Source organism: Anaerolineales bacterium (assembly GCA_019637755.1).
Classification (GTDB): Bacteria; Chloroflexota; Anaerolineae; order Anaerolineales; family UBA11579; genus JAMCZK01.
Map to the genome: position 1 here is coordinate 871,837 of JAHBVC010000001.1, position 26,817 is coordinate 898,653.

Sequence of the window (26,817 nt, forward strand, 5' to 3'; positions counted from 1 at the left end):
CCGGTTACCCGTCGCCGCGTTCCGCGCACGCACTGGCGTAGCTATCGGCGGTGGCCTGATCCTCGGGCGAGAGCGGGGCAAAGCTGGCGGCCTGCAGCATCAACTCATTGGCCGAGCACCACTTCTCTTCGCGGGTCAGGCGTTCGGCCCGGTCAATCAAATCCAACGAATAGAAGGCTGAGGCCGTCGCCAAGCGGTCTTGTACGGTAAAGAAGTTGATGTCATGCAAATTGGGGGCGGCCGCCACCAGTGGCTGAAAGTATTGCACGGCCTGCTCCCAATCCACTTCCCAGAAGCTCTGGCCCACGATGTAATTCACCGCCCATTGGCGGTACATCACCGCGTCGGCATCCAGCGGGCCAATTTGCGCGGCGCGATTCAGATCATAGATGCCGCCTTCCAGGTCACCCACCGGCGGCAGAATGCGCCGCACGCCGCGGTTGCGCAGTGCGGTGTAGTACATGCCGTCAATCTCGATCGGGTTAAAGCTGGGGAAGTTAGTGCGCAAAGTATCCAGGGTGAGCAGCAGTGCATCCCAATCCTTGGCGGCCAGTTGGGCCTGGGCATCCGCATAGGCCTGGTCCTGACCGCGCAGATCAGGCGTGGGCGTGGGGCCGGCCTGATCGGGCTGCGGGGTGGCGGTGGCGCTTACACACAGCAGCGCCTGCGACAAGCTATCGAGGATGCCGGGGTATTGCGGATTAAGCTCACTGACATAGACGAAACGTTCGCGCGCCAACTCACAGCGCCCGGCTTGAAAATCCGCCTGGGCAAGCTGAAACTGGGTCTCGGCCTCGATGGCCCGCGTCAGGCTTTCGGCCCCGGTGCGCGAAGCAATGCCCGCCTGTACGCCGATCAGCACCGCCAGGACCACCACCAACACGAAGCCGGCCACGACAGCGAAGATCCAGCGGCGGCTGCGCTTGGGCGCAGGGGCCGCGGGGGAACCTGCGGGCGCCTGGGTAGGCGAAGCCTCCGGCAGGCTAGGGGTAGCTTGCGTCTCAGCCAACGAGGCGTCAGCCGCTGGCTCGCTACTGGCGGCCGGGGGAGTGTGCGTTTTGCTGGTGCGTTTTTTGGGAGAACTGGGAACGGTGTTCTCGATATTGTCAGACTCTGGCATGAAGGCGATTATACCTGTAGCTTTTTAAGGCTCGCGCCGCCCCTCATCGCCAGCTAATCGGCGGTCTGATCAGCCTGCAGGCTTTCCACCGCGGCCAGCAGCGCCTGATACTCCTCGCCACAGCCAGAGCATAGCTCAAGGTGGCGCTTGATCAAGGGCAGCGCCTGTTCGGCGTTCTTGCCGTCCAGCTCCAGCTCAACAAAGCGGTCCAGGCTCTCATAGCAACTCTCGCAGCCGATCTCCTCCTTGTGCGTAGTGAGGATGCGCTGCAAGAGCTCTTTCAGGGTGGATGTATGCACGCGTGCCATAAGTACGTCTCCTAGACGGCGCAAAGCCGGACAATATTACTCATTTATCCACCTTCAAATAAGCCCAAGGCTTCCTGAGCGGAGAAGCCAACCTGCTCTTCCAGGCGCTGTTTCATGCGCTGGCGGGCATCATGCAGCAGTTTGTACAGCGCGTTGCGGTTGGTGTCCATGCGTTCGGCCACCACCTGTAGCGGCACGCCGTCTTGCAGAATGGCCAGCATGGCGGTGCGCTGGCGTTCGGTGAGCTCCTCAAAGATCAGGCGCTCTACGTTGCGCAACAGCTCCTGGCGGGCGGCCTGGCGCTCCGGCGAAGCCGCCGGGTCGCTCAGCAGCCGCGGCGTGTATTCTTCGCCCTCGGGCGTCTCGGTATAGGCCTGCAGCGACACATCGCGCCAGCGTTTACGGCGCAGATCCGAGAGGGCAACATGGATGGCAATTTTTTGCGCCCAGGTGAGAAAGCGGCTCTCACCGCGGAAGCTATCCAAACTGGCGAGCACCTTTAGCAGCGCATCCTGCACAAAGTCCTCACTGATGGCTTCCAGATCGCCGCTGACGCGGCCAGCCAGGGCGGCACGCAAACCGCGCAACAGGACCGACCGCAGGGCTTCGATCGCCTCCGGAGAAGAGGCCCGCAAGTCCTGCAGCCAGTCCTGATTGCTACGGATATGTAGGTCAGTTGTGGTCACGCAAGGAAATCATACCAGTGGCAACGGGTTAAGGCGCATAGCAGGAAAAGGTTTGGCCGGCCTGCTGGGCCAATACCTGGCCATCGCTCTGGGCAGACACGCGGGGGAAGCCAGGCTCCGCGCTGACCTGTTGCCAGGCGGCAGCAGCCCGCTGGCGTGACAGCGTCCACTCCCGCCAGCTTTGCCCATAGCCATCCTCAAAGTAGGCATTACAGGCGATGGCGACGGCCAACTGATCGGCCAGCGCCTGGTTTCCGGCGGCACGCTGAGTGTAGTAGCCCTCCACCAAAGCGGGCAGTGCATCCGGCGACAGGCCGGCCAGGTGGACATAATCCACCGCCTGGCGCGTGGAGCTGCTGGCCGTCTGCAACCCATGGGCGATGTTGGCACGCGTGGTGAAAGCATCCAGATTCACCACGGGCAAGCTGGCCACAAAGCCGCAGGCGGCCAGCAACACCGTGGCGGCAAACCAGCGTTGCCGCCCGCTGAGCTCCAGGATCACCAGCGCCAGCAACAACAGGCCCAGCCAGATCATAAACAGATGAGGCAGCAAGCGCATGCTGGTGAAGCCATAGGCGGCTTCGTACAACTGCAGGCGCTGAAAGGCAGATACCAACACCACCGCGATGAGCGCCAGCAGCAGCACGCCCAGGGCAGAAAAGTAGCCTTGCTGGCGGGTGCTGCGCCGCGTCAGGCTGCTGAGCAGCACGAACAAGGCCAGCACCAAGGCGGCTACCAGGCACAACTCAGCGAAGCCACGGCGTGCATACTCAGCATACGTGGCGGTACTCAGGCTGCCGAGCACGTTCTCGGCCCCGCCGAAAAAGTAGCGAAACTGGACAACGACGAAAGCAGCCAGCAACAGGGCCACACTGGCCAGCACGACGCCTGCCTCAGTGAAGCCGATGAAGGGCTTAAGTGGCCCGGTTTTGGCCGCGCCGTGCTGGCTGCGCAGGAAGGCGTAGTGATACGCGCCGTACACCAGAATGGCCACCAGCCCCACCAGCACCAGCCGGAAGAGATACTCCGGCAGGCGTTCGATGCGCAGAAAGCTGAAGGTCTGCTGCAGCCCTTCGGCAAAGTAGCTATCGGCCGAGGCCAGCAAGGCCCCCAAAACAAACACTACCGGCAATGCCAGCAGCACGCCACGCAGCCAGGCGGCCCAGGGGCGCGGCACGGCTTTGCCACGCCGCGCCGCCGGCTTGAGCTCAGCACTGGCCAGCCAGCCAGCCGGCAGCAGGCTGGCCAGCTTGACGGCGAAATCGCTAAAGCGATAGTTCAGCCAATCGCCCGCCAGGAAATCGGCAGCGAAGAGCAGCAGCAACAGCAGCGCAAAGCCGCGCGTAAACAGCAGGGTGTACTCTTCCGTCAGGAAGCTGCTTACCGCGGCGAAACCAAACGACGCCAGGGCCAGCGGCCAACTGCGCCGGGCAGCGTGCAGGCGCACTTGCGTCGCCAGCCACAGGCCAGCCGCCAGCAGCAGGCTGATGAACAGGGTGAACGAGAACCCCCAGCGCTGATCCCAAAACAATTGATCAAACGCCAAACCAAGGGCAATACAGACGGGAATAAAAAACGCAGGGCGCGACAAACGGGCCATAGGGCCTCCTCAGTGCAAAGGTTGTGTGCTATTACCCCCTACCCTGCCTATCAAAAGCTATCTCAACCTATCCGAATGGAACTCAAAATCATCGTAATGATCATGAGCAGCGCCAGGATGGCAAAGGCCACCTGGCTGAACGACATTTTGGGTTTCTCTTGTTTCTTGGCCATAGTTTCCTCGAGGGGGAACTATACCTCAGTAGCCCGGTCAGGAAACACTTTCTGGATCGCAGCGGACAGCTCGGCCAGCGAGACGGGCTTGGTGATGTAGCCATTGGCGCCTGCTTGCAGCAACGCCTGCATGGTGCGCTCGTTGAACTCGGAGCTGAGGATCAGCACCGGCACCGTGGCGAACTCCGCCCGCTGGCGCATGAACTCCAGGAAATCCTGCCCACTCACCTGAGGCATGTTCAGATCCAGCAGGATCAGATCGCAGGGTTGCTGCGCCAGCAGCGCCTGGGCGGCACTGGGTGCATCCAGGAAGCTGCGCGTCTGAAAATCCAGCAGCTTGAGCATCAGGGCGATGGCGGCCGCCATCTCGGCGTCATCATCCACCAGCCAGGCCAGGCGCGGCTTATTCAAGGTGCTCCTTGATGCTGGCCGCCAGGCTGGAGGTGATGCCACTCACCGCGGTCAACTGCGCTAGATCTGCCTGGCGCAACGCCTCCAGCGAGCCGAAGGCTTTGAGCAGGGCGCGGCGACGCTGCGGGCCGATGCCAGGAATGCTATCGAGCTGTGAAACCAGGCTGCTCTTGCCGCGGCGGTTGCGGTGGGCGGTGATGGCGAAGCGGTGCGCCTCATCACGAATGCGTTGCAGCAGGAACAGGCCGGGGGCATTGCGCGGCAAAAGCAGCCCCTGGGCGTGCCCCGGGCGGAAGACCTCTTCATTTTGCTTGGCCAGTGAAATCAATGGCACGCGGTCAAGCAGGTTGAATTCCTCGAGCACCGCCACGGCCCGCGCCAATTGGCCGCGGCCGCCATCCACGATCAGCAGGTCGGGCAGGTTGGCAAAGGCGGCATCGGGCGCCTTGCCGGGCACTTCACCCGGCTGCTCGGCCAGCTGCTCTGCGGCGGCCCAGCGTTTGAAGCGCCGGGTCAGCACCTCTTGCATGCTGGCGAAATCATCCGGGCCTTCAACGCTCTTGATGTTGAAGCGCCGGTACAGCTTGGTGTTGGGTACGCCGCGGGAGAACACCACCATGCTGCTTACCGCCGCGGTCCCCTGTGTGTTGGAAATGTCGTAGCACTCAATACGCTCCGGGGCGCGCGGCAAGCCCAGCGCTTCCTGCAGATCGCTCAGCGCTTCGGTTTGGCGGTGGGCATCCGCCCTCCACTGCGTCTGCAAGGCCGCCAGGGTCTCGGCGGCGTTCTCGGCGGCCATCTGGATCAGATCGTGCTTGGGGCCCTGGCGTGGAATTTTGATCTCCACACCGCCTTCGCCGCGCCGCTGGCTAAGCCACTGGCGGATCACCTGGGCCTCCTCCACCTCTTGTGGCAGCAAGACTTCGGGCGGCACGCTGGCGGCCTGCTCGTAATACTGCTTGATGAACTCAGCCATCACGTCCGCATCCGGGCTCTCGGCGGTATTTTCCATCATGAAGAATTCACGCCCGATGAGCTTGCCACCGCGAATGAAGAACACCTGTACGCAAGCCTCGCGCTCGGCGCGCGCCATGGCAATCACATCACTATCGACATAATCGCTGGAGATCACCTTTTGACGTTCGACAATGCTTTCGATCGCCTGCAACTGGTCGCGCAGGCTGGCGGCTTTTTCATATTGCAGCTTGGCCGAGGCCAGTTGCATCTCGGCGGTGAGGCGGTTGGCGATCGGCTCGGTGCGCCCGTTGAGGAACTCACACAGGTCCGAGATCATCTGGCGGTAATTGGCCTGATCGATCTTGCCGATGCACGGGGCGGTGCACAACTTGATGTCATAGTACAGGCAGGCGCGCGTATCTGTGCCGGTGATCTCGCGATCACACGTGAGATAAGGGAAGATCTTGCGCAGCACATCCAGAGTTTTGTGCACCGCCCACACGCTGGTATACGGGCCGAAATAGCGCGAGCCGTCACTGACCATCTGGCGCGTCACCGTCACCTTGGGGAAAGGATCCGCCCAGTGCACCTTGATATAGGGATAGCGCTTGTCGTCTTTGAGGCGGATGTTGTAGTGCGGCCGGTGCTTTTTGATTAGGTTCATCTCAAGGATGAGCGCCTCAAGCTCTGAATCGACCACGATCCATTCGATGTCACGCACGCGTTGCACCATGTGCTCGGTGCGCGGGTGGTGTTGCGCGCCGGCATGGAAGTACGAGCGCACCCGGCTGCGCAAACTGAGCGCCTTGCCAATATAGATCACCTTGCCGCTCTCATCTTTCATGAGATAGCAGCCCGTGCGATCCGGCAGTGTGCTTAGCTGGGCCTGAATGTGTTCGGGGGGAAACATCGCACAGATATTCTAGCATCCGTGCGTAGGCGCTGCGTAGATGCAGCGTAAGAATCGGCGTTAGGCCGGGGTGTCGCGCAGACGCTGGCGGGCGGCACGCTTGGCCAGCACTTCGCGGTAGAGCTCATCGTAGCCCTTGAAGGTGCGCTCCAGGGTGTGCTGCTCGGCGATCTCACGGGCGCGGGCGCTGAACGAGCTGGCCGACTGGTTGTTGAGCAATTTGATGATCGCGGCGGTCATGCCGCGCTCATCGCCCGAGCGCACCAGGTAGCCGCTCTTGCCGTGCTCAACCATCTCCGATACCGAGGTGGCATCCACCGCCACGACCGGCAGCCCGCTGGCAATCGCCTCCAACAGCACTAGGCTCTGCACTTCCATCTCGCTGGCGGTGACGAACAGGTCAGCCATCCGGAACACTTTGGGCAGCTCGCTCTTGGCGTCCACGAAGCCCGGGAAGTGGCTGCGCTCGGCGATGCCCAGCTCAGCACACAGGGCAATCAGCTCCTGGCGCTCCACGCCGTCACCGGCGATCAGCAGGTGCGCCTGCGGGTTCTGGCGCATGGCCTGCGCGGCGGCGCGCACCACCGCGGGCACGTTCTTTTCGCTATCCAGGCGCCCAGCATGCAGGATCACCGCCGCCCCTGCCGGCAAGCCAAACTTCTGGCGCAAGGCGGCTTCTTCCTCCGCGGGCAGCGGCTCGGCGGTGAAGCGGCTGAGGTCAGCGCCGTTGCTCACTACGCGCACATCCACCTTGGTCTCTTCGTGGATCTCCCGCGCGGCGCGCAGCGAGGGCGCTACGACCAGATCGCAGCGCCGGATCACACCACGCGCATAGGCCCATGAGATCGATTCGACGGTGCGTGCCACCGCGGGCATATCGGGCAAATAGGCATTGATCAGCCAGGGCATGGCGTGGGCGGTGAGCAGCACGGGAATGCGCAGGGCGCGTGCCGCGGCAATGCCGGCCAGGCCGGAATTGGTGGGATCATGCAAATGGACAATATCGGCCTGGAATTCCTGCAGGGCGGCTTTCATTTCCCCGGCGCCCCACACGGTGAGCCGCTGGCCTACGCGTAGTGGGTTGCGCCACGAGGTCAGGCGCACCAACTGCACCCCATGGCTTTCGGCTTGGTAGGCTTCTTTGCGGTCAGACGCACTAATCACCATCACCGCATGGCCCAAGCCCACGGCGCCACGCGCCAAGCGCTCCACCATAAAGGATTGCCCGCTGACCATAGGCGGATAGGACTGGCAAATGTGCGCAATCTTCATATAAATTCGGGTTACATCATAGCCGCAATTTCAGCGGTTTTTGCATGGGTTAGCTCGATCAAGCTGGCCGGCGGCAAGGAGATGTTCAAGCCGCGCTGCCCGCCGGATACATAGATCTGTGCAAACGCCAGGGCGCTACGATCCAGCACGACTTCGAAGCCTTTGGCTACCAGTGCCAGCGGCGAGATGCCACCGGTTTGCAAGCCGGTCAATTTCTCGGCCTGCGCCTGAGAGGCTAACTGCAGCTTCTTGCCGCCCAGGGCGCGGCCCAGCGCCTTGAGCTCGATCTGCGCAGCGGCGGGCACAACCCCCAGCACCGGCTTGCCGCCTTCGGGGCGAATGGCCACAATCGTCTTGTACATCTGGGCTGGGTCAATGCCTAAATAGGCCGCGGCTTCAAGGCCGCTGAGCTTCTCAGCAGGCAGGGCATGTGCTTGGTACGCTATCCCCTTGGCAGCCAACATACGCGTAACGTTGTTTACCAAGCTCATGTTATTCCTCCCCTCGCCCAGCAATAATGCGGATCTTCTCCCATGGCTTCAGATCGGCGCTTTCCGCCAGCAAGGTGCGCACATCGTAGAGCTGGTCGCGCAGCAGGGCGGCCTGCTCAAACTCCAGGTTCTTGGCCGCGGCGCGCATGCGCGCCTCCAACTCGCTGATCAGGCGCTCCATCTCCTTGCGCGACATGTCCTTGTCCGCGCTGGTCTTGTAGTCGGCCTGGCTCTCGGCCATCGAATGCACGCGGATCTGGTCAGTCAGATCGCGCACGGCCTTGATAATGCCCACCGGCTCGATGCCATGTGCCTGGTTGTAAGCCACTTGCTTCTCGCGACGGCGCTCGGTTTCCTGAATGGCGTAGCGCATCGAATCGGTCATTTTGTCGGCATACATGATCACGCGGCCGCGCACGTGGCGCGCCGCCCGGCCAATGGTCTGGATCAGGGCCGTCTCTGAACGCAAGAAGCCCTCTTTGTCCGCATCCAGGATCGCCACCAACGAGACCTCGGGCAGGTCGAGGCCCTCGCGCAGCAGGTTGATCCCCACCACGACGTCAAACACGCCCAGGCGCAGATCGCGCAGGATGCTGATGCGATCGAGGGTATCCACCTCGGAATGCAGGTAATGTACTTTGATGCCCAGCTCGAGCAAATACTCGGAGAGGTCTTCGGCCATGCGTTTGGTGAGCGTGGTGACCAGGACGCGTTCGCCTTCGGCAATGCGCTTATTGATCTCGCCGATCAGGTCATCCACCTGGCCGGCAATCGGGCGCACCTCCACCTGCGGGTCCACCAGCCCCGTGGGGCGGATGATCTGCTCCACCACTTGCTGGGCGTGCTTAAGCTCATACTCCGCCGGGGTGGCCGAGGTGTACATCACATAGCCCAGGCGCTCTTCAAATTCGTCAAAGGTCAGCGGGCGGTTATCCACCGCCGAGGGCAGGCGGAAGCCGTACTCCACCAGCACTTCTTTGCGGGCGCGGTCCCCGTTGTACATCCCACGCACTTGTGGAATGGTCATGTGCGACTCGTCGATGATCATCAGAAAATCGGCGGGGAAGTAATCGATCAGCGTCCAGGGCGGCGTGCCCGGGGCGCGCTGGTCCATATGGCGCGAGTAATTCTCGATGCCGCTGCAATAGCCCACCTGGCGCAGCATCTCCAGGTCGTAGCGTGTGCGTTGCTCCAGGCGCTGGGCCTCCAACAGCTTGTCGTGCGATTTAAGGAAGGCCAGGCGTTCAACCAGCTCCTGCTCGATGCCGATGATCGCCGCGGCCAGCTTGTCTTCGTCGGTGATGAAGTGCTTGGCCGGAAAGATGGCAATGGTTTGCATCTCCCGGCGAATTTCTCCGGTCACGGTGTGGATCTCGGTAAGGCGTTCCACCTCATCACCGAAGAAGGTGATGCGGTAGGCCAGTTTATCCTGATAGGCTGGCACCACTTCCAGCGTGTCGCCGCGCACGCGAAAAGCGCCGGGCGAGAGATCCGTATCCTTGCGCTCGTAGTGAATATCCACCAGGTGGCGCAACAAATTATCACGGCGGTAGACCTTGCCGCTTTCCAGATTCAGCACCACGCGGCCGTAGGCCTCCGGGTTGCCCAAACCATAGATGCACGACACCGAAGCCACCACGATCGTGTCGGAGCGCGACATCAGGGAGGTGGTGGCAGCCAGGCGCAGACGCTCGATCTCCTCATTGATGTCGGTCTCTTTTTCTATATAGAGGTCACTGCGCGGCACGTACGCTTCCGGCTGGTAATAGTCGTAGTACGAGGTAAAGAACTCCACCGCGTTGTTGGGAAAGAATTCTTTGAACTCAGCGTAGAGTTGTGCCACCAGCGTTTTGTTATGCGCCAGCACCAAGGTGGGCTTTTGCACCGCCTGGATGATGTTGGCCATGCTGAAAGTTTTGCCGGTGCCCGTGGCGCCTAGCAACACCTGTTGACGCTGACCCTGCTTGTAGCCGGCCAACAACTTCTCGATGGCTTCGGGCTGATCGCCAGTGGGTTTGAAGGGAGCTTGAAGGTCAAAGAGGGCTGCCATCCGTCTATTATAGAACATCGGTTTCCAAATGAATAGTTGCTGTGGATTCAATGCGCTGAATTGACGAAGCCCCTACGCCAACGTATAATCCTCACGTTTAACCCTCATAGGACTGGTGTACTTAAATGGAATCTCTTCTCGATATTGCAATTTTGATTGTCTCCGTGGCCCTGGTTGCCACCATTGTGCTGCAGAGCAAACAGGCTGGCCTGGGCGGCTTGGGCGGGGCTGAAATGACCACCTCGTTCTCCACGCGCCGCGGCTTGGAAAAGACCCTGTTCCGCGTCACCATCGTTTTGAGCGTGGTTTTCTTCCTGCTGGCCATTTACACGGTCTACGTTTCGGGCTAATTTCTGCCTTCGGGTAGCCCCGCCCACTCATCATGCGTAAGCTTCGTTGGCAGCTCATTCTGGTGGGGCTGGCCCTGGCGGCCATCGCCATCCTGCTGCTGGCGCGCCAACCGCTGCTGCGCGGCCTGGGCGCCGAGCCCGGCCAAGGCGGCACCTATATCGAAGGCCTGGTGGGCACGATCGGCCGCCTGAACCCGCTGCTCGACGATGCCAACCCGGCCGATCAGGACATTGACCGCCTGATCTTCAGTGGCTTGCTGCGCTACGACGAGCGCGGCAACCCGCAGCCCGATCTCGCCGAGGCCTGGGGCGTTTCGATCACCGGGGAAACCTACAACATCACCTTGCGCCCCAACCTCACCTGGCATGACGGCGCAGCGCTCACCACCCAAGACGTCGCCTTCACGATTGACCTGATGCGCAATGCCGAGCTGCCCATCGCCGCCGATCTGCGCGCGCTATGGGCCAAGGTGGAGGTGATCGTGCTGGATGAGCGCAATATGCAGTTCGTTCTGCCCAGCGCGTTTGCGCCCTTTACGGATTATCTAAGCTTTGGCGTGCTGCCGCAGCACATTCTGGGCAACCTCAGCCCCACCGAGCTGCTCAACGCACCTTACAACCTTCAACCAGTGGGCTCTGGCCCCTTCCGCTTCGAAGAATTGCTCTCGGAGGAGGGCCAGATCGCCGGGGTGAGCCTGCGAGCCTGGGACGGCTACTATGCCGGGCGCCCCTTCCTCGATCAGGTGATCTTCAACCTGTACGATAGCTCCGAAGACGCGTATGCGGCCTACCAGCGCGGGGATGTGATGGGAGTCAGTTACCTCAGCCCGCAGGTGCTCAACGAAGCGCTCAACGACCCCAATATCAGCATTTATTCCAGCCGCTTGCCGCGGCTGACCCTGCTGCTGTTCAACTTGGGCAGCAATGAAGTGCCGTTCTTCGAAGAGCAGGCGGTGCGTAAAGCGATCTTTGCTGGGATTAACCGCCAATGGATTGTTGACCAGTTCCTCGGCGGCCAGGCTTTCCTGGCCGAGGGGCCGATCCTTCCCGGCACCTGGGCCTACAACGAGAACCTGCCGCGCATCGCCTATGACCGTGACGCCGCGCTGACGGAGTTGCGCCAGGCTGGCTACTCCATCCCGGCCAGCGGCGGCGAGATCCGCAGCAAGGACGGCATCAGCCTCAGCTTCCAATTGGTCTACCCTGATACGCCGCTGCATGCGCAAATTGCTGCCAGCATCCAGAGCGATCTGGCCGCCCTGGGGATGGATGTGCGCCTGTTGGCCGTGCCGTATGCTGACTTGATCAGCAATTATCTTGAGCCGCGTACCTACCAGGCCGCACTGGTAGATTTGAACCTCTCCAGCTACCCGGATCCTGACCCGTACCCCTTCTGGCACCAAGCGGCCATCTCGGGTGGGCAAAATTACGCCCGCTGGGATGATCGCCGCGCCAGCGAATACCTGGAAGAAGCACGCGTCTCGGTGGATACGCTGAAGCGGATACGCTTGTATCGCAACTTCCAAAATCACTTCATCAATGAAGTGCCAGCCGTGCCGCTGTACTTCCCCGTGTATAGCTACGGGGTCTCCCCATTGGTGCGCGGGGTTTCGATGGGGCCGCTGTTCCAAACCAGCGATCGCTTTGCAACTCTGTCCGAATGGTTCCTAGTAGCCCGCAGCCAATTGGATGAGCTGGAGCCTACCGCCCAGCCGCAGCAACCGGATAGCGAAACACCGGCCAGCGATAGCCCACAGCAATAAAAACGCCCATCAGGGCGTTTTCATTGCGCCGCGTACAGCCGGCGGTAGATATCGTAGATCTCGTAGATGCTGCGCAAATGCTCGCGCGTCTCAGTGAACTGGATGATCTCCACGAAGAGATCCGCATCCCCCTTGGCCTGCTCCTGCCAATAGATCGCATTACCGGCCCCGGCGTTGTAGGCCGCCAAAGCAACGTAAATATCGCCATCGAAGGCATTCAATTGGCGCGCCAAGTACTCAACGCCCAGGCGGATGCTTACATTGGCACGGTAGAGATCCTCGTCGCTGTAATTGGGCGGCCAGCCACTCAGCGTTGCCATCTCCTGTCCGGTGACAGGCACAATTTGCAGCAAGCCGCGCGCCCCAGCCGACGAGGTGACAAAGCCCTCGTACAAGCTCTCCTGGCGCATCATGCTATAAACGAACAGCGGGTCGATGCTGCGCCGTGCGCTATCTGTCTCCACCAGGTTCTGATAGTACAAGCCAAAGCGAATACGGTTGAAGTACATCGGGGCTTGCATGGTTTCGGCATCACTGAGCCCGGCCATGTTCAACACCTCGCGGGCGGCGAAGACCGCGCTGCGATACAGCCCCAGCTCCACCAAGTGATTGGCCAGGCGATACGAATTGGCCGCATCAGTCGCCAAATCCGCCCGCAGGCTCTCGAACTCCACCCGGGCTTGCTGGTAGCGGCCCAGTTGCCACAGCTCGGTGCCGCGCACAAAGCGCACATCCTGCCACAACGGGCCAGGCTGGCTGAGGTCTACATCGTTGGGGATGTTGAAGGTGCTGCGCAGCCAGGCCTCGGCCTGGTTGCGCTCGGTCACCAGGTCCACCTGGCGGTGGTAATCGGCAGGCGGCGAGAAGGGCGCCAGGCCGGCCAGGATGTCGGCAGCGCGCTCACTGTAATAGCCAGTCGGGTCAATTTGGGCCGTGGTACGCCAGGTGGTTTCGGCGGCGGCAGAGTCGCCCTGCGCCTGCTGTGCTTTGCCGATCCAGAATTGGCTTTGCGCCTGCTGCTCCAGGCTCAGGCTGGCCTGGTTGCTGCGGGCGAACAAGCTTTGGGCGGCCACGTATTCGCCCAGGCGATAGCGGGTGATGCCCGCCATGAATAGCGCATCGTAGGCGTATTCTGAGGCGGGGTACTCGTTGGCTACGCGCGGCAAGATCTCCGCCGCGCGGGTCAGCCGCCCGCCAATCTCGGCAATCAGGCCGGCCTGGTTGAGCAGGCGCGCCGCATTCGGTTCGCCGGCGTGGGCCACCACAAAGCCCTCCAGCGTGGCGATGGCCGCATCGTAGTTGTCCATGTAGCGCCACTGGATGTCAGCCTTCTGCCAATACCCATCCACCCAGTGCTCGCCCAACGGGTGCTCGGCCAGCATACTATCCAGTTCGCTGATCGCGGCGGCATAGTCCTCCGTGTTGCGCAGCGCCAGGGCGCGGAAGTAATGGGCGGTGTCCGCATGGTCAGCCGGGGCGCTGGCCAGGTAACGGTCAAAGGCGGCAATCGCCACCAGGTAGAGCTCGTTAGCCGTGCTGCCACTGCTGTTAACGCCGGCATAGTAATCCACCAGCCCGCGCTGCAATTCATCCACCGGTTGGTTGGCATTGACCAATTCCACCAGGGCGGCATACGACGAGTAGGACAGCGGAAATTTGGCGACGGCGTCATTGAACAGCGCATAGGCCTGGGCACTATCGCCCAGCGCCAGGTAGGCGCGCCCCATCAGCAAATCCATATCCGCCTTGAGGTAATCATTGGCGGTGGTTGTGTATACATTTTGATAGGCCAGAATGGCGGCCTGATGGTCACCGCGGGCGGTATGCAGTTTGCCCAGCTTGACCTGCAAAGCCAGCGTATCGCCCAGGCGCGGGGCTGCCAGGGCCTGTTCATACGCCGCCTGAGCGCCGGCCAGGTCCCCGCCGGCCTGCAGCACATCGCCGCGCTGCTCGTGTACGTAGGCGGCCAGCAGCTCGGGCCGCAGCGCCAGGTAGGCTTGATACTCGGCATCCGCCGCGGCGGAGTTATTGGCGGCAGCATACAACTCCGCCAGGGCAAAATGCGCTCCGGCAGCCTCACTACTGCCAGGGTATTGCTCAAGCACCGCATTCAGCGCACGGCTGGCTTCGCTAGCACGCCCCAGCTTGGCATACGCGCGCCCAATCCCCAATTGCGCCGCGGCATGCAGCGAGGTTTCATCGCTTTGCAGGACGCGCTGATACTCCGCCAGTGCCGCTTCCCAGTCTCCATAGAAAAAGAGCTGATCCGCCGATTGCACCCGCGCCTGATTGGTGAGCGTGGGTGTGGCCGCGGGCTGGGCGGTGGCGGAGGGCAGGATCTGCACACTGGGCAGAGTAGACGTGGGCAACGAAGGATCGAGCACGCGTTGCAGATTGCACGCCAGGCTACTCAGCGTCAGGGCGAGCACAGTGAGGAGGATGGCTCGACGGGGCATGCCAGCCACTATACCGTAAAACGATTCCAGAGGCAGCTGCCTCATAGTGGCCTCATTTTTTGAGTACACTTAGGCGCATGGGGGCTACCGAGCACCGCTACCGCATCTCCGATCTGGCCAGCAATGAACGCCCGCGTGAGCGCCTGAAAGCACAGGGCGCGGCAGCGCTCAGCACGGCGGAGCTGCTGGCGGTTTTGCTGCGCACCGGGCTGCAAGGCGAGAACGCCGTGGCGCTGGCCCAGCGTTTGTTGCAAAGCTTCGGCGGGTTGCCTGGCCTGCAACGCGCCGATTTTGCCGAGATGGAAGCTACGCTGGGCCTGGGCGAAGCGAAAACTGCCACGATCAAGGCGGCCATCGAACTGGGCCGCCGCCTGCACACCCAGGATCCGCAGCAACGCCTGCGCATCAGCAGCCCAGCCGACGCCGCGGCGCTGCTGCAATACGAAATGAGCGCGCTGGAGCAGGAACACCTGCGCGCCATCCTGCTGAGCACGCGCAACGAAGTCATCGAAGTGGTAGAGATCTACCGCGGCTCGCTGAACAGCGCCCCGGTGCGCATCGCCGATGTGTTCAAGCCTGCCATCCGCAAGAACGCCGCGGCGCTCATTCTGGCGCACAACCACCCCAGCGGCGACCCAACGCCCAGCCCAGATGATGTTGCACTCACCAAAGCGATTCGTGAAGCGGGTGTATTGTTAGGAGTGGAGCTGCTTGACCATGTAGTGATCGGCCAGGGGCGTTTTGTCTCGTTGAAAGAAAAACGCTTGGGTTTTTAGCGCGGCAAGCGCCTAGAACGTGATCTCAAAGCTGGTGAATTCGCTGCTGGCCGGCTGCCAGCTGAGTGCGCAGGAGTGCACATCAGCCGCGGGCGGCCCGCTGCCTACGGCGCGGGCCAACTGCTCCAACTGCGGGCGCGGCCCTTCGGCCAGCAGCTCCACCGTGCCATTGGGCAGGTTGCGTACCCAACCCGTGAGCCCAAGCTGGCGCGCCGTCTGCCACACAAAATAGCGAAAACCCACGCCTTGCACGCCGCCGCTCACCTCGGCGTGCAAGCGTTCCGCGTTAGCCATGCTGGGCGCCCCCGCGTGCCGCCAGGCGCATCAGGCCCCATAAGAGCGCAGCCACCCCGGCGGCCGCGGCCAGCGCACGCCATTGCACCTGTGGCCATACACTGTGGCTTGCAAAACTGGCCTGATACCAATCCTGCTCCAGTTGCAAGAGATCGACGCCAAAGGCCGCCTGGGTGGCGTTGATACAATCGCCGCTGCGCGCATACGCCTCTACCAGCACGCCAAAACCTGCGGTGTTAAAGCGCTGCAGCAGATAGCGTACCAAGGCCGCCGATTGCTGCAGCGCCAACTGGGCCTGCGCGCCCTCGCCGGGCAATGCCTGACACAGCGTATACAACGGCAGCAGGCTGCCGGCCGCCGCCGCGGTTTGCAACTCTGCCGTGGCCGCCGGGCCATCGCTGGCCAGCCCGTAGGCAATCCCGGCCCGCAACCAAGCCGGCAGGTTGGCGTAGCCGCTGGCGCCCAGGCCATCGTAGAGCACCTGGTGTGCCACCTCCTGCTGCACCTGCGCCTCCACGTCTGGCCCCAACGCAAACAGCAGCACCCCCTGACCGGGCGGCATGTGGCCGGCCGCCCAGGGATAGTGCGCCAGCGTGGCCGCCCGCTCAAGATCAGCCGGCTGGTTGTAGACGCGCAGCGTGAGCGGCTGCGGCTCGCGCAGCGGCAGCAGCGCCTGCAGGCGCAGCACGCTGGCGCGGGCCGCGGCCAGCAGGCGCGTGGCATCGGCGGGTTGGCCGCTGTGCCAGAGCAACGTGAAGGGCGCTAGCTGCGCCTGCTGCCAGGTGAAGCGATTGTCTTCGTAGGTAAAGTGATACACCGGGCTTTCAAAAAAGTCGCCGTGATCTGAGGCAATGCGAAACCAATAACGAATTGGGCGAAAAGCCTGAGGTTGATTCTGGTTATCGAGGGCCACATGGACGTCCAACTGGCCTGGGGTGATCTCGCCCTCATATACCCAGGTGCGCGGGTCATCACCAACTTGGTAAAAAACATAGCCTTCCAGGATCACCGGGCGGCTGGTGAAGCTGGCGCTGAAGTCTAAGCTTTCGCCAAAGTAATACTCTACGGATTGGGCAGTGAATTCAATCGCGCTTTGAGCCCGGGCATTCTGCACGCCCAGCAAACACCCTATGAGAAGCGCCAGGCACCATTGGCCGATGCGTTGCATTAGGGCTCATTATACGAAAGCTGCGGCCGCGCCCTATGCGGCCAGCCACTCAGCCTTACTCGTCACTGTCTTCGTCTGTGTCGTCGGGCAGATCGGGATTGGCAAAATCATCCAGGTCTTCGGGGGAGAAATCCAGCAGGCTAAGCTCGTCCATCTCATTGGTAAAGGCCAGATTTTCGATGGCGCTTTCCAACAATTCGATCTCGTCATCATCCTCACTGCGCTCGATCATCTCTTCGAGCACATCCGAGATGCCATTGCCACCGATCTGCGAGAGGGCCCAGGCGGCCGCCAGGCGCACTTCGCTCTCTTCATCTTGCAACAGGTCAAACAAGCCGGGGCGCGCCTCACTGAGCTCCAGTTCGCCGGCGGCACGGGCGGCCTCGCGGCTGATCTCACGGTTGGGGTCGCTCAGGCTTTGGATCACCATCGGGCTCCAGCGTTCATCTGCCGAGCGCCCCATGGCAAACAAAGCCGTGCTGACCCATTCCTCTTCGCCGCCTTCAAAGGCTTCTTCGATCATCTCGGCAATTTCGGGGCGGCTGGAGAAGCCCATCGCTTCCAGGGCGCGGCGCTGGATCAGCGGGTCTTCGCTGCCGTGCAGCACGTCCAACAAGGCGCTTTCGGCGGCCTGGTGCGCCGCAGCGGGAATATCGCCAACTTCGCCCAGGTAGACGAAGCGCCCGAGGGTATCGGCCGCCTGGGCGCGGGCTTCGCTATCCGGGTCATGCTGGAGCATGTGCACCAGTGGCGTCACCAGACGTGCCTGCTCGGTGATCCACAAGCCGCGGGCGGCCAGCGTGCGCACCCCTGCATCGGCGTCACTCAACGCCATCTCGTTCAGGGAATCGAAGTGCATCACCTGGTTGCTCTCAGCCAAGCCTTCGCTCTCCTCGAGCACGGCGCGGCGGCGCGCCAGGGGCAGTTGCGGCCACAGCGTCTTCAGCGCGGCCAGATCCTCTGCCTCCAACGCCGAGAGGCGGTAGAGGGTGCGCATGGCCAGCGGGGTGTGTTCATCTTGCAGCGCCGCCAGCACTTGGCGAAAATCTACTTCGCTCTGCGCGCCAGCGTCAAAATCATCCATTGGAATTTCGTTTGTCATATTAAGGCAGCACCAAAGGGTTGAGAAAATCTTGCAGATTGATATAGACCATCGCCATTAGCAAGAAGGCCAGGCCCACCAGATTGACCGCATTTTGATAGGCCTGCGGGATCCGGCGGCCAAAGATCACTTCCGGCAAGGTGAACAGAATACGGCCGCCATCCAGCGCCGGCACCGGCAGCAAATTCAGCAGGCCGAGCGACACCGAGATCGAGGCGAAGAAGGAGAGCGTGTTTACACCGGAGGGCAGCGGGCTATCCGGAGCGGAATCCGCCTCACGCACTTCCGTGTAGATATCGTACATGCCCTTATAGCCCACCAGGCGCCCCTGGCTCGAATCGAGCTCGCCGCGGGCAATGCGCCCCGGCAGGCTCAGCAAAATATCGGCCTGATCGTAAATCGCCCGGCCGCCTTCCACCAGCGCCTGCGCAACGCCCACGGGCACCGAGGGGTGGCCCATCGAGATGCCGATGGCGCCATCTTCGGGCGCGGGGTCACGCGGCACTAGGGTGGTGCGCTCGATCTGCCCGTCGCGGGCGTACTCCAGCAGGATCTCACGCCCCAGGTTGGCATAGATCGCCTCGCGCAAAACCTCGCTGCTGGTCACTACTTCCCCATTGACGCGGCGCAACTCATCGCCCACTTGCAAGCCGGCCTGCTCGGCGGGCGATCCGGCGGATACGCTCATCACCAGCACGCGGCTGGTATCCGGCTGGCCCAGCTGCACAAAGATCAGCGCGTACAGCAACAGGGCAGCCAGCAAGTTCATCGCCGGCCCGGCAATGAAGATAAAGATGCGTTTCCAGGGGCTGGCCGCCGAAAAGCCACCGGGCACGTTGGGGTCATTCTCGCCAGCCGGCATGGCAAAGCCGCCCAGGGGAATGGCGTTGAGGGTGAACTCGGTTTCCTGAATTTTGAACAGGCGCACCAGCCGCGGCGGGAAACCGATGCCGAATTCTTGCACCGGAATGCCGCAGGCCTTGGCCGCCAGGTAGTGGCCCAACTCATGCACCACGATCAGCGCGGCGATCGCGCCGACAAATTGCAGCAAGGCAATGATTGCATTCATGCAGGGATTATATCCACTGGCGGCGGAGCGCGGCGCAGTGCGCAGCTAAAAAGCAGATGAGGCTTAGGTGCCGATGAGCTGCGCCGGGCCGCCCGGGCTGGCGCGCAAGACGCGCTGCACGCCGGGGATCTCCGCCAGGCGCAGGGCCACTTCGGTGGAATCGGCGGCGTGGGTGAGCACATGCACGTTAGGCCCGGCATCCAGTGTGTAGCCGGCCTGCAGCCCTTCGGCGCGCCAAGCCGCCACGGCGCGCATCACTGCCAGGCTGGGCGGCTGCCAATACAACAAGGGCGGCTGCGAGGTCATCATCACCGCGTGCATCAGGTGATTGTCGAGCTCCATCACCGCCGCCAGCGCGGCCAGGTCTTGCGCCTCGATGGCGGCGCGCGCCTGCGCCAGGCGCTGCTCGGCGCCGTGCAAGCGGGCGGCCTGCAGCGGGCTGGTCTCCGCCAGCGGGTGGCCGGCGCTGGAGCCGACCGCCTTGTGCTCTTCGCTGATCACGGCAATGTTGTCGACCAGCTCCCAATGCTGGCGCGGGGCCACGGAGTAGGCGAAGCTGGCCTCATCGCTCTCGGCGGCGCGCCATTCTACAAAGCCATCCGGCACGGAGCGGCTGGCTGAGCCTGAGCCGCGGCGGGCCAGGCGCGAGAGGGCGCGCTCGTCCAATTGCAGGCCGGCGGCGCGGCTGGCGGCCAAGGCCAGGGCAGCAAATGCTGAAGAAGATGAAGCAATGCCTGAGCCGCTGGGAAAATTGTTGCTGCTTTCTACGCTGGCGAAGTGCTGAATGCCCGCCATGCTGCGCACAATATCCAGCACGGCGGCCACGCGCGCCACCTGCGGCGGGCTGGCCGGCGCGGCGTTGAGCTGCAGGGTATCGGCCGCCAACGCATCGTCAAAGCGCACGGTGGTGCGCGTCTCCAAGCCCGCCAGGTTCATCGAAAGCGAGCTGTTGGCAGGCAAACGCAACGCATCGTCGCGATTGCCCCAATACTTGATGAAGGCGATATTCGGGTGAGCCAGTGCGGTGGCGCTTTGCATGCGATGGTTCGCCGGAGCTAAGGAGCGGCCGCTCAGGCCAGGAAGTCCTCAGCAAAATGGCAGGCCACCTGGTGCCCCGGGCGCAGCTCACGCAGCTGTGGCTCTTCGGCCGCACAGCGTTCCAGGCGGGCGATCGGGCAGCGCGGGTGGAAGCGGCAACCGCTGGGCGGATTCAGCGGGCTGGGCACATCGCCAGTGAGCACGGCGCGCGTGCGCTTGCGCTCCGGATCGGGCATGGGGATGGCCGACATGAGCGCCTGGGTGTAGGGGTGCAACGGCTTGGCGAAGAGCTCATCGCGGGTGGCTACCTCGACAATTTTGCCCAGATACATCACGGCGACGCGGTCGGAAATATGTTCGACCACCGCCAGGTTGTGCGCCACGAACAGATAGGTCAGCCCAAGCTCATCTTGCAAATCCTTGAGGATATTGAGCACCTGGGCCTGAATCGACACATCCAGAGCCGATACCGGCTCATCGAGAATAATGAATTCGGGATCCAGCACGAGAGCACGCGCAATGCCGATGCGTTGGCGCTGGCCGCCGGAGAATTCGTGCGGGTAGCGGCTGGCATGGTATTCCTCCAGCCCCACCATCTTGAGCGCCTTGAGTACGCGCGCATAGCGTTCATCTACACTGCCAAGCTTATGGATCACCAGGCCTTCGGCAATCGCATCGCCCACGGGCAACCGCGGATCGAGCGAAGCGTACGGATCCTGAAAGACGATCTGCATCTTGCGGCGCAACTGCTTGAGCTCTTCGCCACGCGCGGCGAAGACGTCTTGCTCGCGGAAGAAGACGTTGCCGCCGGTGGCGCTATCCAGGCGCAGCATGGTTTGGCTCACCGTGGTCTTGCCGCAGCCGGATTCGCCCACCAAGCCGAGCGTTTCGCCCTGCTTGATGCTGAAGCTGACATCGTCTACCGCTTTGACTTCGGCCACCTGATTGGACAGGAAGCCATCATTGACTGTGTAGTATTTGCGCAGGTTCTCTACGCGCACCAAATCGTGAGCTTGTTTTGCACTCATACACCCGCCAGCGTGATCGGGGCCGTGTGGCCCTCGGCGTTCTCATATAACCAGCAGCGCACCAGGTGGCCGGGGGCCACTTCCTGCAGGCTGGGTTCGGCATGGTTGCAGATCTCCAGGCCATACTGCTCGCGCGCTTTGCAGCGCGGGGCAAAACGGCAACTGGGTTGCAAGCCGATCAGGTTAGGCACCGCGCCGGGAATGGTTTCGAGGCGCTCTTTGACATCCCCCAAGACCGGGATCGATTCCTGCAGACCGACGGTGTACGGATGCAAGGGCTGCTTGAACAAGCGGCGCGTATCGGTCTGCTCGACGATCTGGCCGGCATACATCACCGCCACGCGGTCAGCCATCTCGGCCACCACGCCTAGATCATGCGTGATGAGGATGACCGAGGTGCCGGTTTCGGCGCTGAGCTCGCGCAGCAGATCCAGGATCTGCGCCTGGATGGTAACGTCCAGCGCGGTGGTGGGCTCATCGGCGATGAGCAGCTTGGGCTTGAGCGCCAAGGCCATGGCGATCATTACGCGTTGCGCTTGCCCACCGGAGAGTTGGTGCGGGTAGGCTTTGGCGCGGCGCTCAGGGTCAGGAATGCCCACCTGGCGCAGCAGATCCACGGCGCGCGCCCAAGCCTCTTTCTTATCCAGCTTCTCGTGGATATCAAAGACTTCGACCAGTTGCGCGCCAATCGTGAACACCGGGTTGAGGCTGCTCTTGGGCTGCTGAAAGATCATCGAGACGTGCTGGCCGCGAATGCGGTTCATTTCCCGGCCGCTCTTCAGTAGCAGGTCTTCGCCTTCCAGAACGATCTCGCCGGAGACGATCTTGCCGGGGGCATCCACCAGGCGCAGCACAGACAGCGAAGTTACGCTCTTGCCGCAGCCTGATTCGCCCACCAGGCCAAAGATCTCGCCGGGGGCAACCTCAAAGCTGACGTCATCCACCGCGGTGAGCACACCGTCCTCGGTGAAAAAATATGTCTTGAGATGATTGACCGCCAGCAGGGGCTGCTGTGCGGCCGCAAGGGTGTTGTTTTTAGCCATGGCTACCTATTTCTTGGCCACCTGTGCCAGGCGCGGGTCCATCGCATCGCGCACGCCATCCCCCAGCAGGTTGAAGGCCAGCACGGTGAGCATGATCGCCAGGCCGGGGAAGAAGACTAGATGCGGAGCGGTGAAAACCTGGTTGCGCTCGCTGCCCAGCATGGTGCCCCACTCCGGCGTGGGCGGCTGGGCCCCCAGGCCTAAGAAGGAGAGCGCGGCAGCTTCGAGGATCGCCGCGGCAATGCTCAGCGTAGCCTGCACCACCAGGGTGGGCAAGGCGTTGGGGAAGATACGAATGAACAGCAGGCGCAGCGGGTTGGCGCCCAGGGCGCGTGAGGCTGAAACGAACTCCTGCTCTTTAATCGAGAGCACCGAGGCGCGCACCAGGCGAGCAAACACGGGGATATTGACGATGGCAATCGCATACAACGCGTTCTGTAGGCCACGGCCGATCACGGTGATGATGGCAATCGCCAGCAAAAAGCTGGGGAAGGCTAAAACTACATCCATCATGCGCATGATCAGGTTGTCCACCCAACCGCCGACATAGCCCGAGAAGGCGCCAATCACCGCGCCGACGATGACCGCCATGCCGATGGTGGAGAAGCCGATGAATAGCGAAACACGCGTACCGTAGAGGATGCGGCTGTATACATCGCGATAGTTGGCATCAATGCCCATGATGTGCTCGGGCTTATCCTCCGGGCAGCCCAACAAATGGATGCAGGGCGCCTCACGCTCTTTGAGCGTCTCTACCCCCAGCAAGGATTGCACGGGGTCGTAGGGCGCCAACACCGGCGCCAGGATCGCCACCAGGGTCAGAAACGCCAGGATGATCATGCCGGCAATCGCATTGCGTTGCTGGAACAGGCGGCGCCAGGTGAGCGCCGCCAGGCTGCGGGAGCGCAACGCATCGGTTGGCGCGGGGACAAGGGATTCGATAGTGGTATTGCTCGACATGGCTATCTCAATCGAATGCGTGGATCAATATAGGCGTAGGAAATATCCACCAGCATGTTCACGACCACATAGCCGAGGGCGACCACAACGGTAAAGCCCTGGATGATGGGGTAATCGCGCCCGGTGATGGCGTCAAACAAGGCGCGCCCCACGCCCGAGATGCCAAAGGTAGTTTCGGTAAGCACCGCGCCGGCAAACAAGGTGCCGACCTGAATACCGATGACGGTGATCACTGGCAACAAGGCGTTGCGCAGGGCATGTTTGAGGATGACCAGGCGCTCGGCCACGCCTTTGGCGCGGGCGGCGCGCACATACTCACGGCCGAGCACATCCAGCATGCTGGAGCGGGTGATGCGGGCAATAATGGCCAGCGGAATGGTGCTGAGCGCCACCGCCGGCAGGATCATATGGCGGAACGCATCGACAAACACTGACCATTGCCCGGTAATTAGTGCATTGAAGAAAACAAAGTTCGAGAAGAAATCGGCGGCCATGTACGCCGTGGTGCCACGCGTCAGGGCCCAGCCCCAGGCTTCGTAAAACGGCGTGGGGATCACACCAGCGGTCAGCCGCCCGGTGGGCGCCAGCCACAGCGGCGTATCTTTGAGCAGGATGGCAAACACATAGGCCAACATCAAGCCGAGCCAATACACCGGCATGGAGACGCCGATGTTGGCGCCCACCATGGTGGCCACATCCACCGAGGAGTTGCGCCGCACAGCGGAGAGGATGCCCATAGGCACCCCCACCAGGATGGAGATCACCAAGGCCGAGAAGCCCAGCTCCAGCGTCACGGGCAGGCGCTCAATGATCATTTGCGATACCGGGCGGCTGTAGCGGATCGAATCGCCGAAGTTGCCACGCAGCAGGATCTCCTGCATGTAGATGCCCAGTTGCACCACCATAGGCTTATCCAGCCCCATGCGCTCATTGAACGCGTTGCAGGTGGCTTCGCTGGCGCGTTCGCCCAGGGCGGAGCGGCAGGGATCACCGGGGATGGCCCGCGCGATGACAAAGGTCACCACAAGGATGCCAAGGATCACCGGGATGGTGAGGAGGATACGTCTCAGAATGTACTTTGCCATTGGCCTGGTCTCTTTGAGCCAACGCGGGATGGGCTTGGCGAAGAACTCGCCTCACCCACCCCGCGCGGTTGCTCAGAGTCTAGGTACTAGAACTCGTTTGCAGATTACTGGGCGTTGATGAAGCTATCCCACAGGTAACCGTAGTAGTCGAAGCTACCAGTGTTACCGACGTGGTACGGGCTGGATGCATCCAGACCGCGGGCCCAAGAGGCCACCACGTCATCCGCATCGAGGGCGGAACCGTCATGGAACTTGACGCCTTCACGCAGGCTGCAGGTCCACACGGTGGATTCGTCATTGGCGACACATGCGGTAGCCAACTCAGGGAAGGTTTCGCCGGAGTCCTGGCCGTATTCCAACAGGGTCTCAACGACCTGCTGGCAGGCGGTCAGGGACTCACCATCGGTCTCATCCGCGCAGTCCAAGCTGATCGGCTCGGCGTTCTGGATGACCACGATGCTGTCGGTGCCGTTGTCAAAGAAGTTGAACTGCGGAGCACCGAAGGGCGGGTAGTAAGCGCCTTGCAGCGCGGTGGAGGCGGCGTGCGAAGCAGAGCCGTGCGCCACCGGGATCAAGGGCACCAGCTCCTTGATGGCGTTGTTGGCCTGGGCATACAGCGGAGCGGCGGTGGCCAGGTCAGAGATCGAGGAGGCCTCTTGCAGGGCTTCGTAGATCTCAGCGTGGGCCGTACCAAACTGCGGGTTGTTGGCCGCAAAGTGGAAGTCCAGGAAGTTGGTGACGTGCGGGTAGTCCGCGCCCCAACCCAACAGGTGCATACCGTCGGTCAGAGTGCCGGAGGTGGACGCATCGATGAACTCACCGGATTCCATCGGCACGACTTCCACGGTGATGCCCAGGTTTTCCTGCAGTTGCGCCTGGATCTCAGTGGCTACACGAGCCGGCTCGGGCAGGTAGACGCGGAACACATCGCGGTAGTACAGCTTGGTGGTGAAACCATCCGGGTAACCGGCCTCGGCCAACAGGGCGCGGCCAGCTTCGGCGTCGAAGGTGTACCAGTCCTCGCCCTCACAACCGTTGGGGATACCGCAGGGGGTGAAGTGGGTGGCGACTTCGGAGCCAGCCGGGTAGAAGTTATCCACAATGCGCTGGTAGTCCAGGCCCATGGCGATGGCGCGGCGCACATCCACATTGTCAAACGGGGCAGCCGTGTTGGTGAAGCCCACGTAGAAGACGTTGGGATTGTCCTGGTTGATCAGCTGCAGGTTGGGGTCGCTCTCGATGGTAGCGTAGTCAGACGGGCTGACGTTGGAGATGAAGTCCGCCGTGCCGGCCTGCAGTTCCTGCAAGCGGGCGGCGCCTTCGGTCAACCAGCGCAGGGTTACCGTGCTGGCTGCGCTCTTCTGACCCCAATAGTCGTCAAAGCGGGTGTAGACGATCTGGTTGCCACGATCCCACTGGGCCACCTTGAAGGGGCCAGTACCGATCGGGTTCTCCAGCAAGTCGCCGCTGCCGCCCGTGCGGGCGATGTGCTCCTGCGGCTGAATACCAAACGGCGTAAAGGCGATCTTGGCCTCGAACGCCGGGTCCGGCTTGCACAGGGTGAACACAACGGTCAGCTCATCCACCGCTTCGATGGAGAGCACCTTGCCGCCGTAATCACAGCTGCCGGCATCCAGCTTCAGGCCTTCAAACTCTGCCATGGCGGCAAATTCATCCTGAGCCGCACCGGTGTCGCCACCGGTCGCGGTGTCCTCAGTGGTGGCTGCGGGAGCGGTAGCGCCGCCGCAAGCAACCAGCACGAGGCTCAGCGCCACGAGCAGAGCAAATAACGTGCTCAATTTCTTCATAGTCATAATCTCCTAAAGTTACTTCTCCGTCCAAAAAAATTTATACGTTTGGGTGGACCTGTGGCTCGTCGGCTCACCTCCTTCCACTACCGTGCTGAAGGTAGAATTATTGATTATAGTACCCTTTGGGGATACAGGTCAACGCCCCGCACCCCTGGCGCGACAGTTAGTGAGACAAAATTTGGGAGAGGAACAGCTTGGTGCGCTCTTCCTTGGGCGAGCTGAACACCTGCTGCGGGGTGCCTGATTCCACGATCAGGCCGTGATCCATAAAGATCACTTCATCCGCGGCGGCACGCGCAAAGCCCATTTCATGGGTTACGCAGACCATCGTCATGCCTTCTTTGGCCAGGGTCAGCATCACATCCAGCACTTCTTTGATCATTTCGGGATCGAGGGCGCTGGTGGGCTCATCGAAGAGCATGATCTTGGGGTTCATCGCTAGGGCGCGGGCGATCGCCACGCGCTGCTGCTGGCCGCCGGATAGCTGCGCCGGAAACTTATCCGCCTTGTCCTGGATGCCCACGCGGCGCAACTGCTCATGGGCAATGCGCACCGCCTCGTCCTTCTGGCGGCCACGCACCACGCGCTGCGCCATCACCACGTTATCCAGCACGGAAAGGTGCGGGAAGAGGTTGAACAACTGAAACACCATGCCGATCTCAGCGCGGATGCTGTTGATGTCTTTATTCTTTTCATTCAGGCGCTTGCCATCCACCCACACTTCGCCTTCGGTTTCTACTTCCAGGTGATTGATGCAGCGCAACAGCGTGCTCTTGCCGGAGCCGCTCGGCCCGACGATCACCACCACTTTGCCGCGCTCCACCGTCAGGCTGACGCCGCGCAACGCCTGCACGCTGCCAAAGTATTTGTGCAGGTTGCGAATTTCAATAATGGCT

General features: G+C 62.1%; 24 protein-coding genes. 3 read left to right on the plus strand and 21 right to left on the minus strand.

Annotated features, from left to right (window positions below):
• Positions 1-4: 4 nt before the first annotated feature.
• The 9 genes from KF821_04355 to uvrB form a co-directional block, all read right to left on the minus strand.
• Positions 5-1,120: a hypothetical protein gene (locus KF821_04355; protein ID MBX3005044.1), complete on the minus strand. Its 1,116-nt coding sequence runs from the start codon at positions 1,118-1,120 to the stop codon at positions 5-7.
• Between the two features lie 53 nt (positions 1,121-1,173).
• A complete protein-coding gene (locus KF821_04360; GenBank protein MBX3005045.1) occupies positions 1,174-1,428 on the minus strand; it encodes a hypothetical protein in 255 nt (84 codons plus the stop codon).
• A 44-nt stretch (positions 1,429-1,472) separates the two neighbouring features.
• The gene (locus tag KF821_04365; GenBank protein MBX3005046.1) at positions 1,473-2,114 is read right to left on the minus strand and encodes a sigma-70 family RNA polymerase sigma factor; all 642 of its coding nucleotides are present in this window, start codon (positions 2,112-2,114) and stop codon (positions 1,473-1,475) included.
• 28 nt (positions 2,115-2,142) lie between these two features.
• A complete protein-coding gene (locus KF821_04370) occupies positions 2,143-3,714 on the minus strand; it encodes a DUF4173 domain-containing protein (protein ID MBX3005047.1) in 1,572 nt (523 codons plus the stop codon).
• A gap of 191 nt (positions 3,715-3,905) precedes the next feature.
• Positions 3,906-4,298, minus strand: coding sequence for a response regulator (locus KF821_04375; protein MBX3005048.1), 393 nt, complete (start codon positions 4,296-4,298; stop codon positions 3,906-3,908).
• Entirely contained in the window at positions 4,291-6,165 is a 1,875-nt protein-coding gene (gene uvrC, locus KF821_04380; protein MBX3005049.1) for an excinuclease ABC subunit UvrC, read from the minus strand. The genes KF821_04375 and uvrC overlap by 8 nt, the downstream gene beginning before the upstream one ends.
• 60 nt (positions 6,166-6,225) lie before the next feature.
• Complete coding sequence (locus tag KF821_04385) at positions 6,226-7,401, minus strand: glycosyltransferase (protein ID MBX3005050.1); 1,176 nt, start codon at positions 7,399-7,401, stop codon at positions 6,226-6,228.
• A 47-nt stretch (positions 7,402-7,448) separates the two neighbouring features.
• Positions 7,449-7,928, minus strand: coding sequence for a hypothetical protein (locus KF821_04390; GenBank protein MBX3005051.1), 480 nt, complete (start codon positions 7,926-7,928; stop codon positions 7,449-7,451).
• Between the two features lies 1 nt (position 7,929).
• Positions 7,930-9,978 carry an excinuclease ABC subunit UvrB gene (gene uvrB / locus KF821_04395; GenBank protein MBX3005052.1) on the minus strand — a complete coding sequence of 683 codons (2,049 nt, stop codon included), beginning with the start codon at positions 9,976-9,978 and terminating at the stop codon, positions 7,930-7,932.
• Between the two features lie 125 nt (positions 9,979-10,103).
• Here uvrB and secG point away from each other — a divergent pair, with 125 nt between their 5' ends.
• Both secG and KF821_04405 read left to right on the plus strand, forming a co-directional pair.
• Complete coding sequence (secG, locus tag KF821_04400; protein MBX3005053.1) at positions 10,104-10,328, plus strand: preprotein translocase subunit SecG; 225 nt, start codon at positions 10,104-10,106, stop codon at positions 10,326-10,328.
• Between the two features lie 32 nt (positions 10,329-10,360).
• Entirely contained in the window at positions 10,361-12,091 is a 1,731-nt protein-coding gene (locus KF821_04405) for a peptide ABC transporter substrate-binding protein (GenBank protein MBX3005054.1), read from the plus strand.
• A 20-nt stretch (positions 12,092-12,111) separates the two neighbouring features.
• On the opposite strand, the gene KF821_04410 is transcribed toward KF821_04405, so the two are convergent.
• On the minus strand, positions 12,112-14,547 hold the full coding sequence (locus tag KF821_04410) for a tetratricopeptide repeat protein (GenBank protein ID MBX3005055.1): 2,436 nt from the start codon (positions 14,545-14,547) through the stop codon (positions 12,112-12,114).
• Positions 14,548-14,624: 77 nt separating this feature from the next.
• On the opposite strand from KF821_04410, the gene radC reads away from it, so the two are divergent.
• Entirely contained in the window at positions 14,625-15,323 is a 699-nt protein-coding gene (gene radC / locus KF821_04415; protein MBX3005056.1) for a DNA repair protein RadC, read from the plus strand.
• A 12-nt stretch (positions 15,324-15,335) separates the two neighbouring features.
• On the opposite strand, the gene KF821_04420 is transcribed toward radC, so the two are convergent.
• The 11 genes from KF821_04420 to KF821_04470 all read right to left on the minus strand — a co-directional run bounded on the left by KF821_04420 (position 15,336) and on the right by KF821_04470 (position 26,813).
• The gene (locus KF821_04420) at positions 15,336-15,617 is read right to left on the minus strand and encodes an acylphosphatase (protein ID MBX3005057.1); all 282 of its coding nucleotides are present in this window, start codon (positions 15,615-15,617) and stop codon (positions 15,336-15,338) included.
• On the minus strand, positions 15,610-16,785 hold the full coding sequence (locus KF821_04425) for a hypothetical protein (protein ID MBX3005058.1): 1,176 nt from the start codon (positions 16,783-16,785) through the stop codon (positions 15,610-15,612). Before KF821_04425 ends, KF821_04420 begins: the two co-directional genes overlap by 8 nt.
• A 55-nt stretch (positions 16,786-16,840) precedes the next feature.
• The gene (locus tag KF821_04430) at positions 16,841-17,887 is read right to left on the minus strand and encodes a HEAT repeat domain-containing protein (protein MBX3005059.1); all 1,047 of its coding nucleotides are present in this window, start codon (positions 17,885-17,887) and stop codon (positions 16,841-16,843) included.
• A 1-nt stretch (position 17,888) separates the two neighbouring features.
• On the minus strand, positions 17,889-18,956 hold the full coding sequence (locus KF821_04435; protein ID MBX3005060.1) for a site-2 protease family protein: 1,068 nt from the start codon (positions 18,954-18,956) through the stop codon (positions 17,889-17,891).
• A gap of 63 nt (positions 18,957-19,019) precedes the next feature.
• Positions 19,020-19,994, minus strand: a complete 975-nt coding sequence (gene mvaD, locus KF821_04440) for a diphosphomevalonate decarboxylase (GenBank protein ID MBX3005061.1) — start codon at positions 19,992-19,994, stop codon at positions 19,020-19,022.
• Between the two features lie 32 nt (positions 19,995-20,026).
• A complete protein-coding gene (locus KF821_04445) occupies positions 20,027-21,022 on the minus strand; it encodes a dipeptide ABC transporter ATP-binding protein (GenBank protein MBX3005062.1) in 996 nt (331 codons plus the stop codon).
• Positions 21,019-22,065 carry an ABC transporter ATP-binding protein gene (locus tag KF821_04450; GenBank protein MBX3005063.1) on the minus strand — a complete coding sequence of 349 codons (1,047 nt, stop codon included), beginning with the start codon at positions 22,063-22,065 and terminating at the stop codon, positions 21,019-21,021. Before KF821_04450 ends, KF821_04445 begins: the two co-directional genes overlap by 4 nt.
• A 6-nt stretch (positions 22,066-22,071) precedes the next feature.
• A complete protein-coding gene (locus KF821_04455; protein MBX3005064.1) occupies positions 22,072-23,025 on the minus strand; it encodes an ABC transporter permease in 954 nt (317 codons plus the stop codon).
• A gap of 2 nt (positions 23,026-23,027) precedes the next feature.
• Positions 23,028-24,110: an ABC transporter permease gene (locus KF821_04460; GenBank protein ID MBX3005065.1), complete on the minus strand. Its 1,083-nt coding sequence runs from the start codon at positions 24,108-24,110 to the stop codon at positions 23,028-23,030.
• Positions 24,111-24,214: 104 nt separating this feature from the next.
• The gene (locus KF821_04465) at positions 24,215-25,918 is read right to left on the minus strand and encodes a hypothetical protein (GenBank protein MBX3005066.1); all 1,704 of its coding nucleotides are present in this window, start codon (positions 25,916-25,918) and stop codon (positions 24,215-24,217) included.
• Positions 25,919-26,084: 166 nt separating this feature from the next.
• Positions 26,085-26,813, minus strand: coding sequence for an amino acid ABC transporter ATP-binding protein (locus KF821_04470; protein ID MBX3005067.1), 729 nt, complete (start codon positions 26,811-26,813; stop codon positions 26,085-26,087).
• Positions 26,814-26,817: the final 4 nt, after the last annotated feature.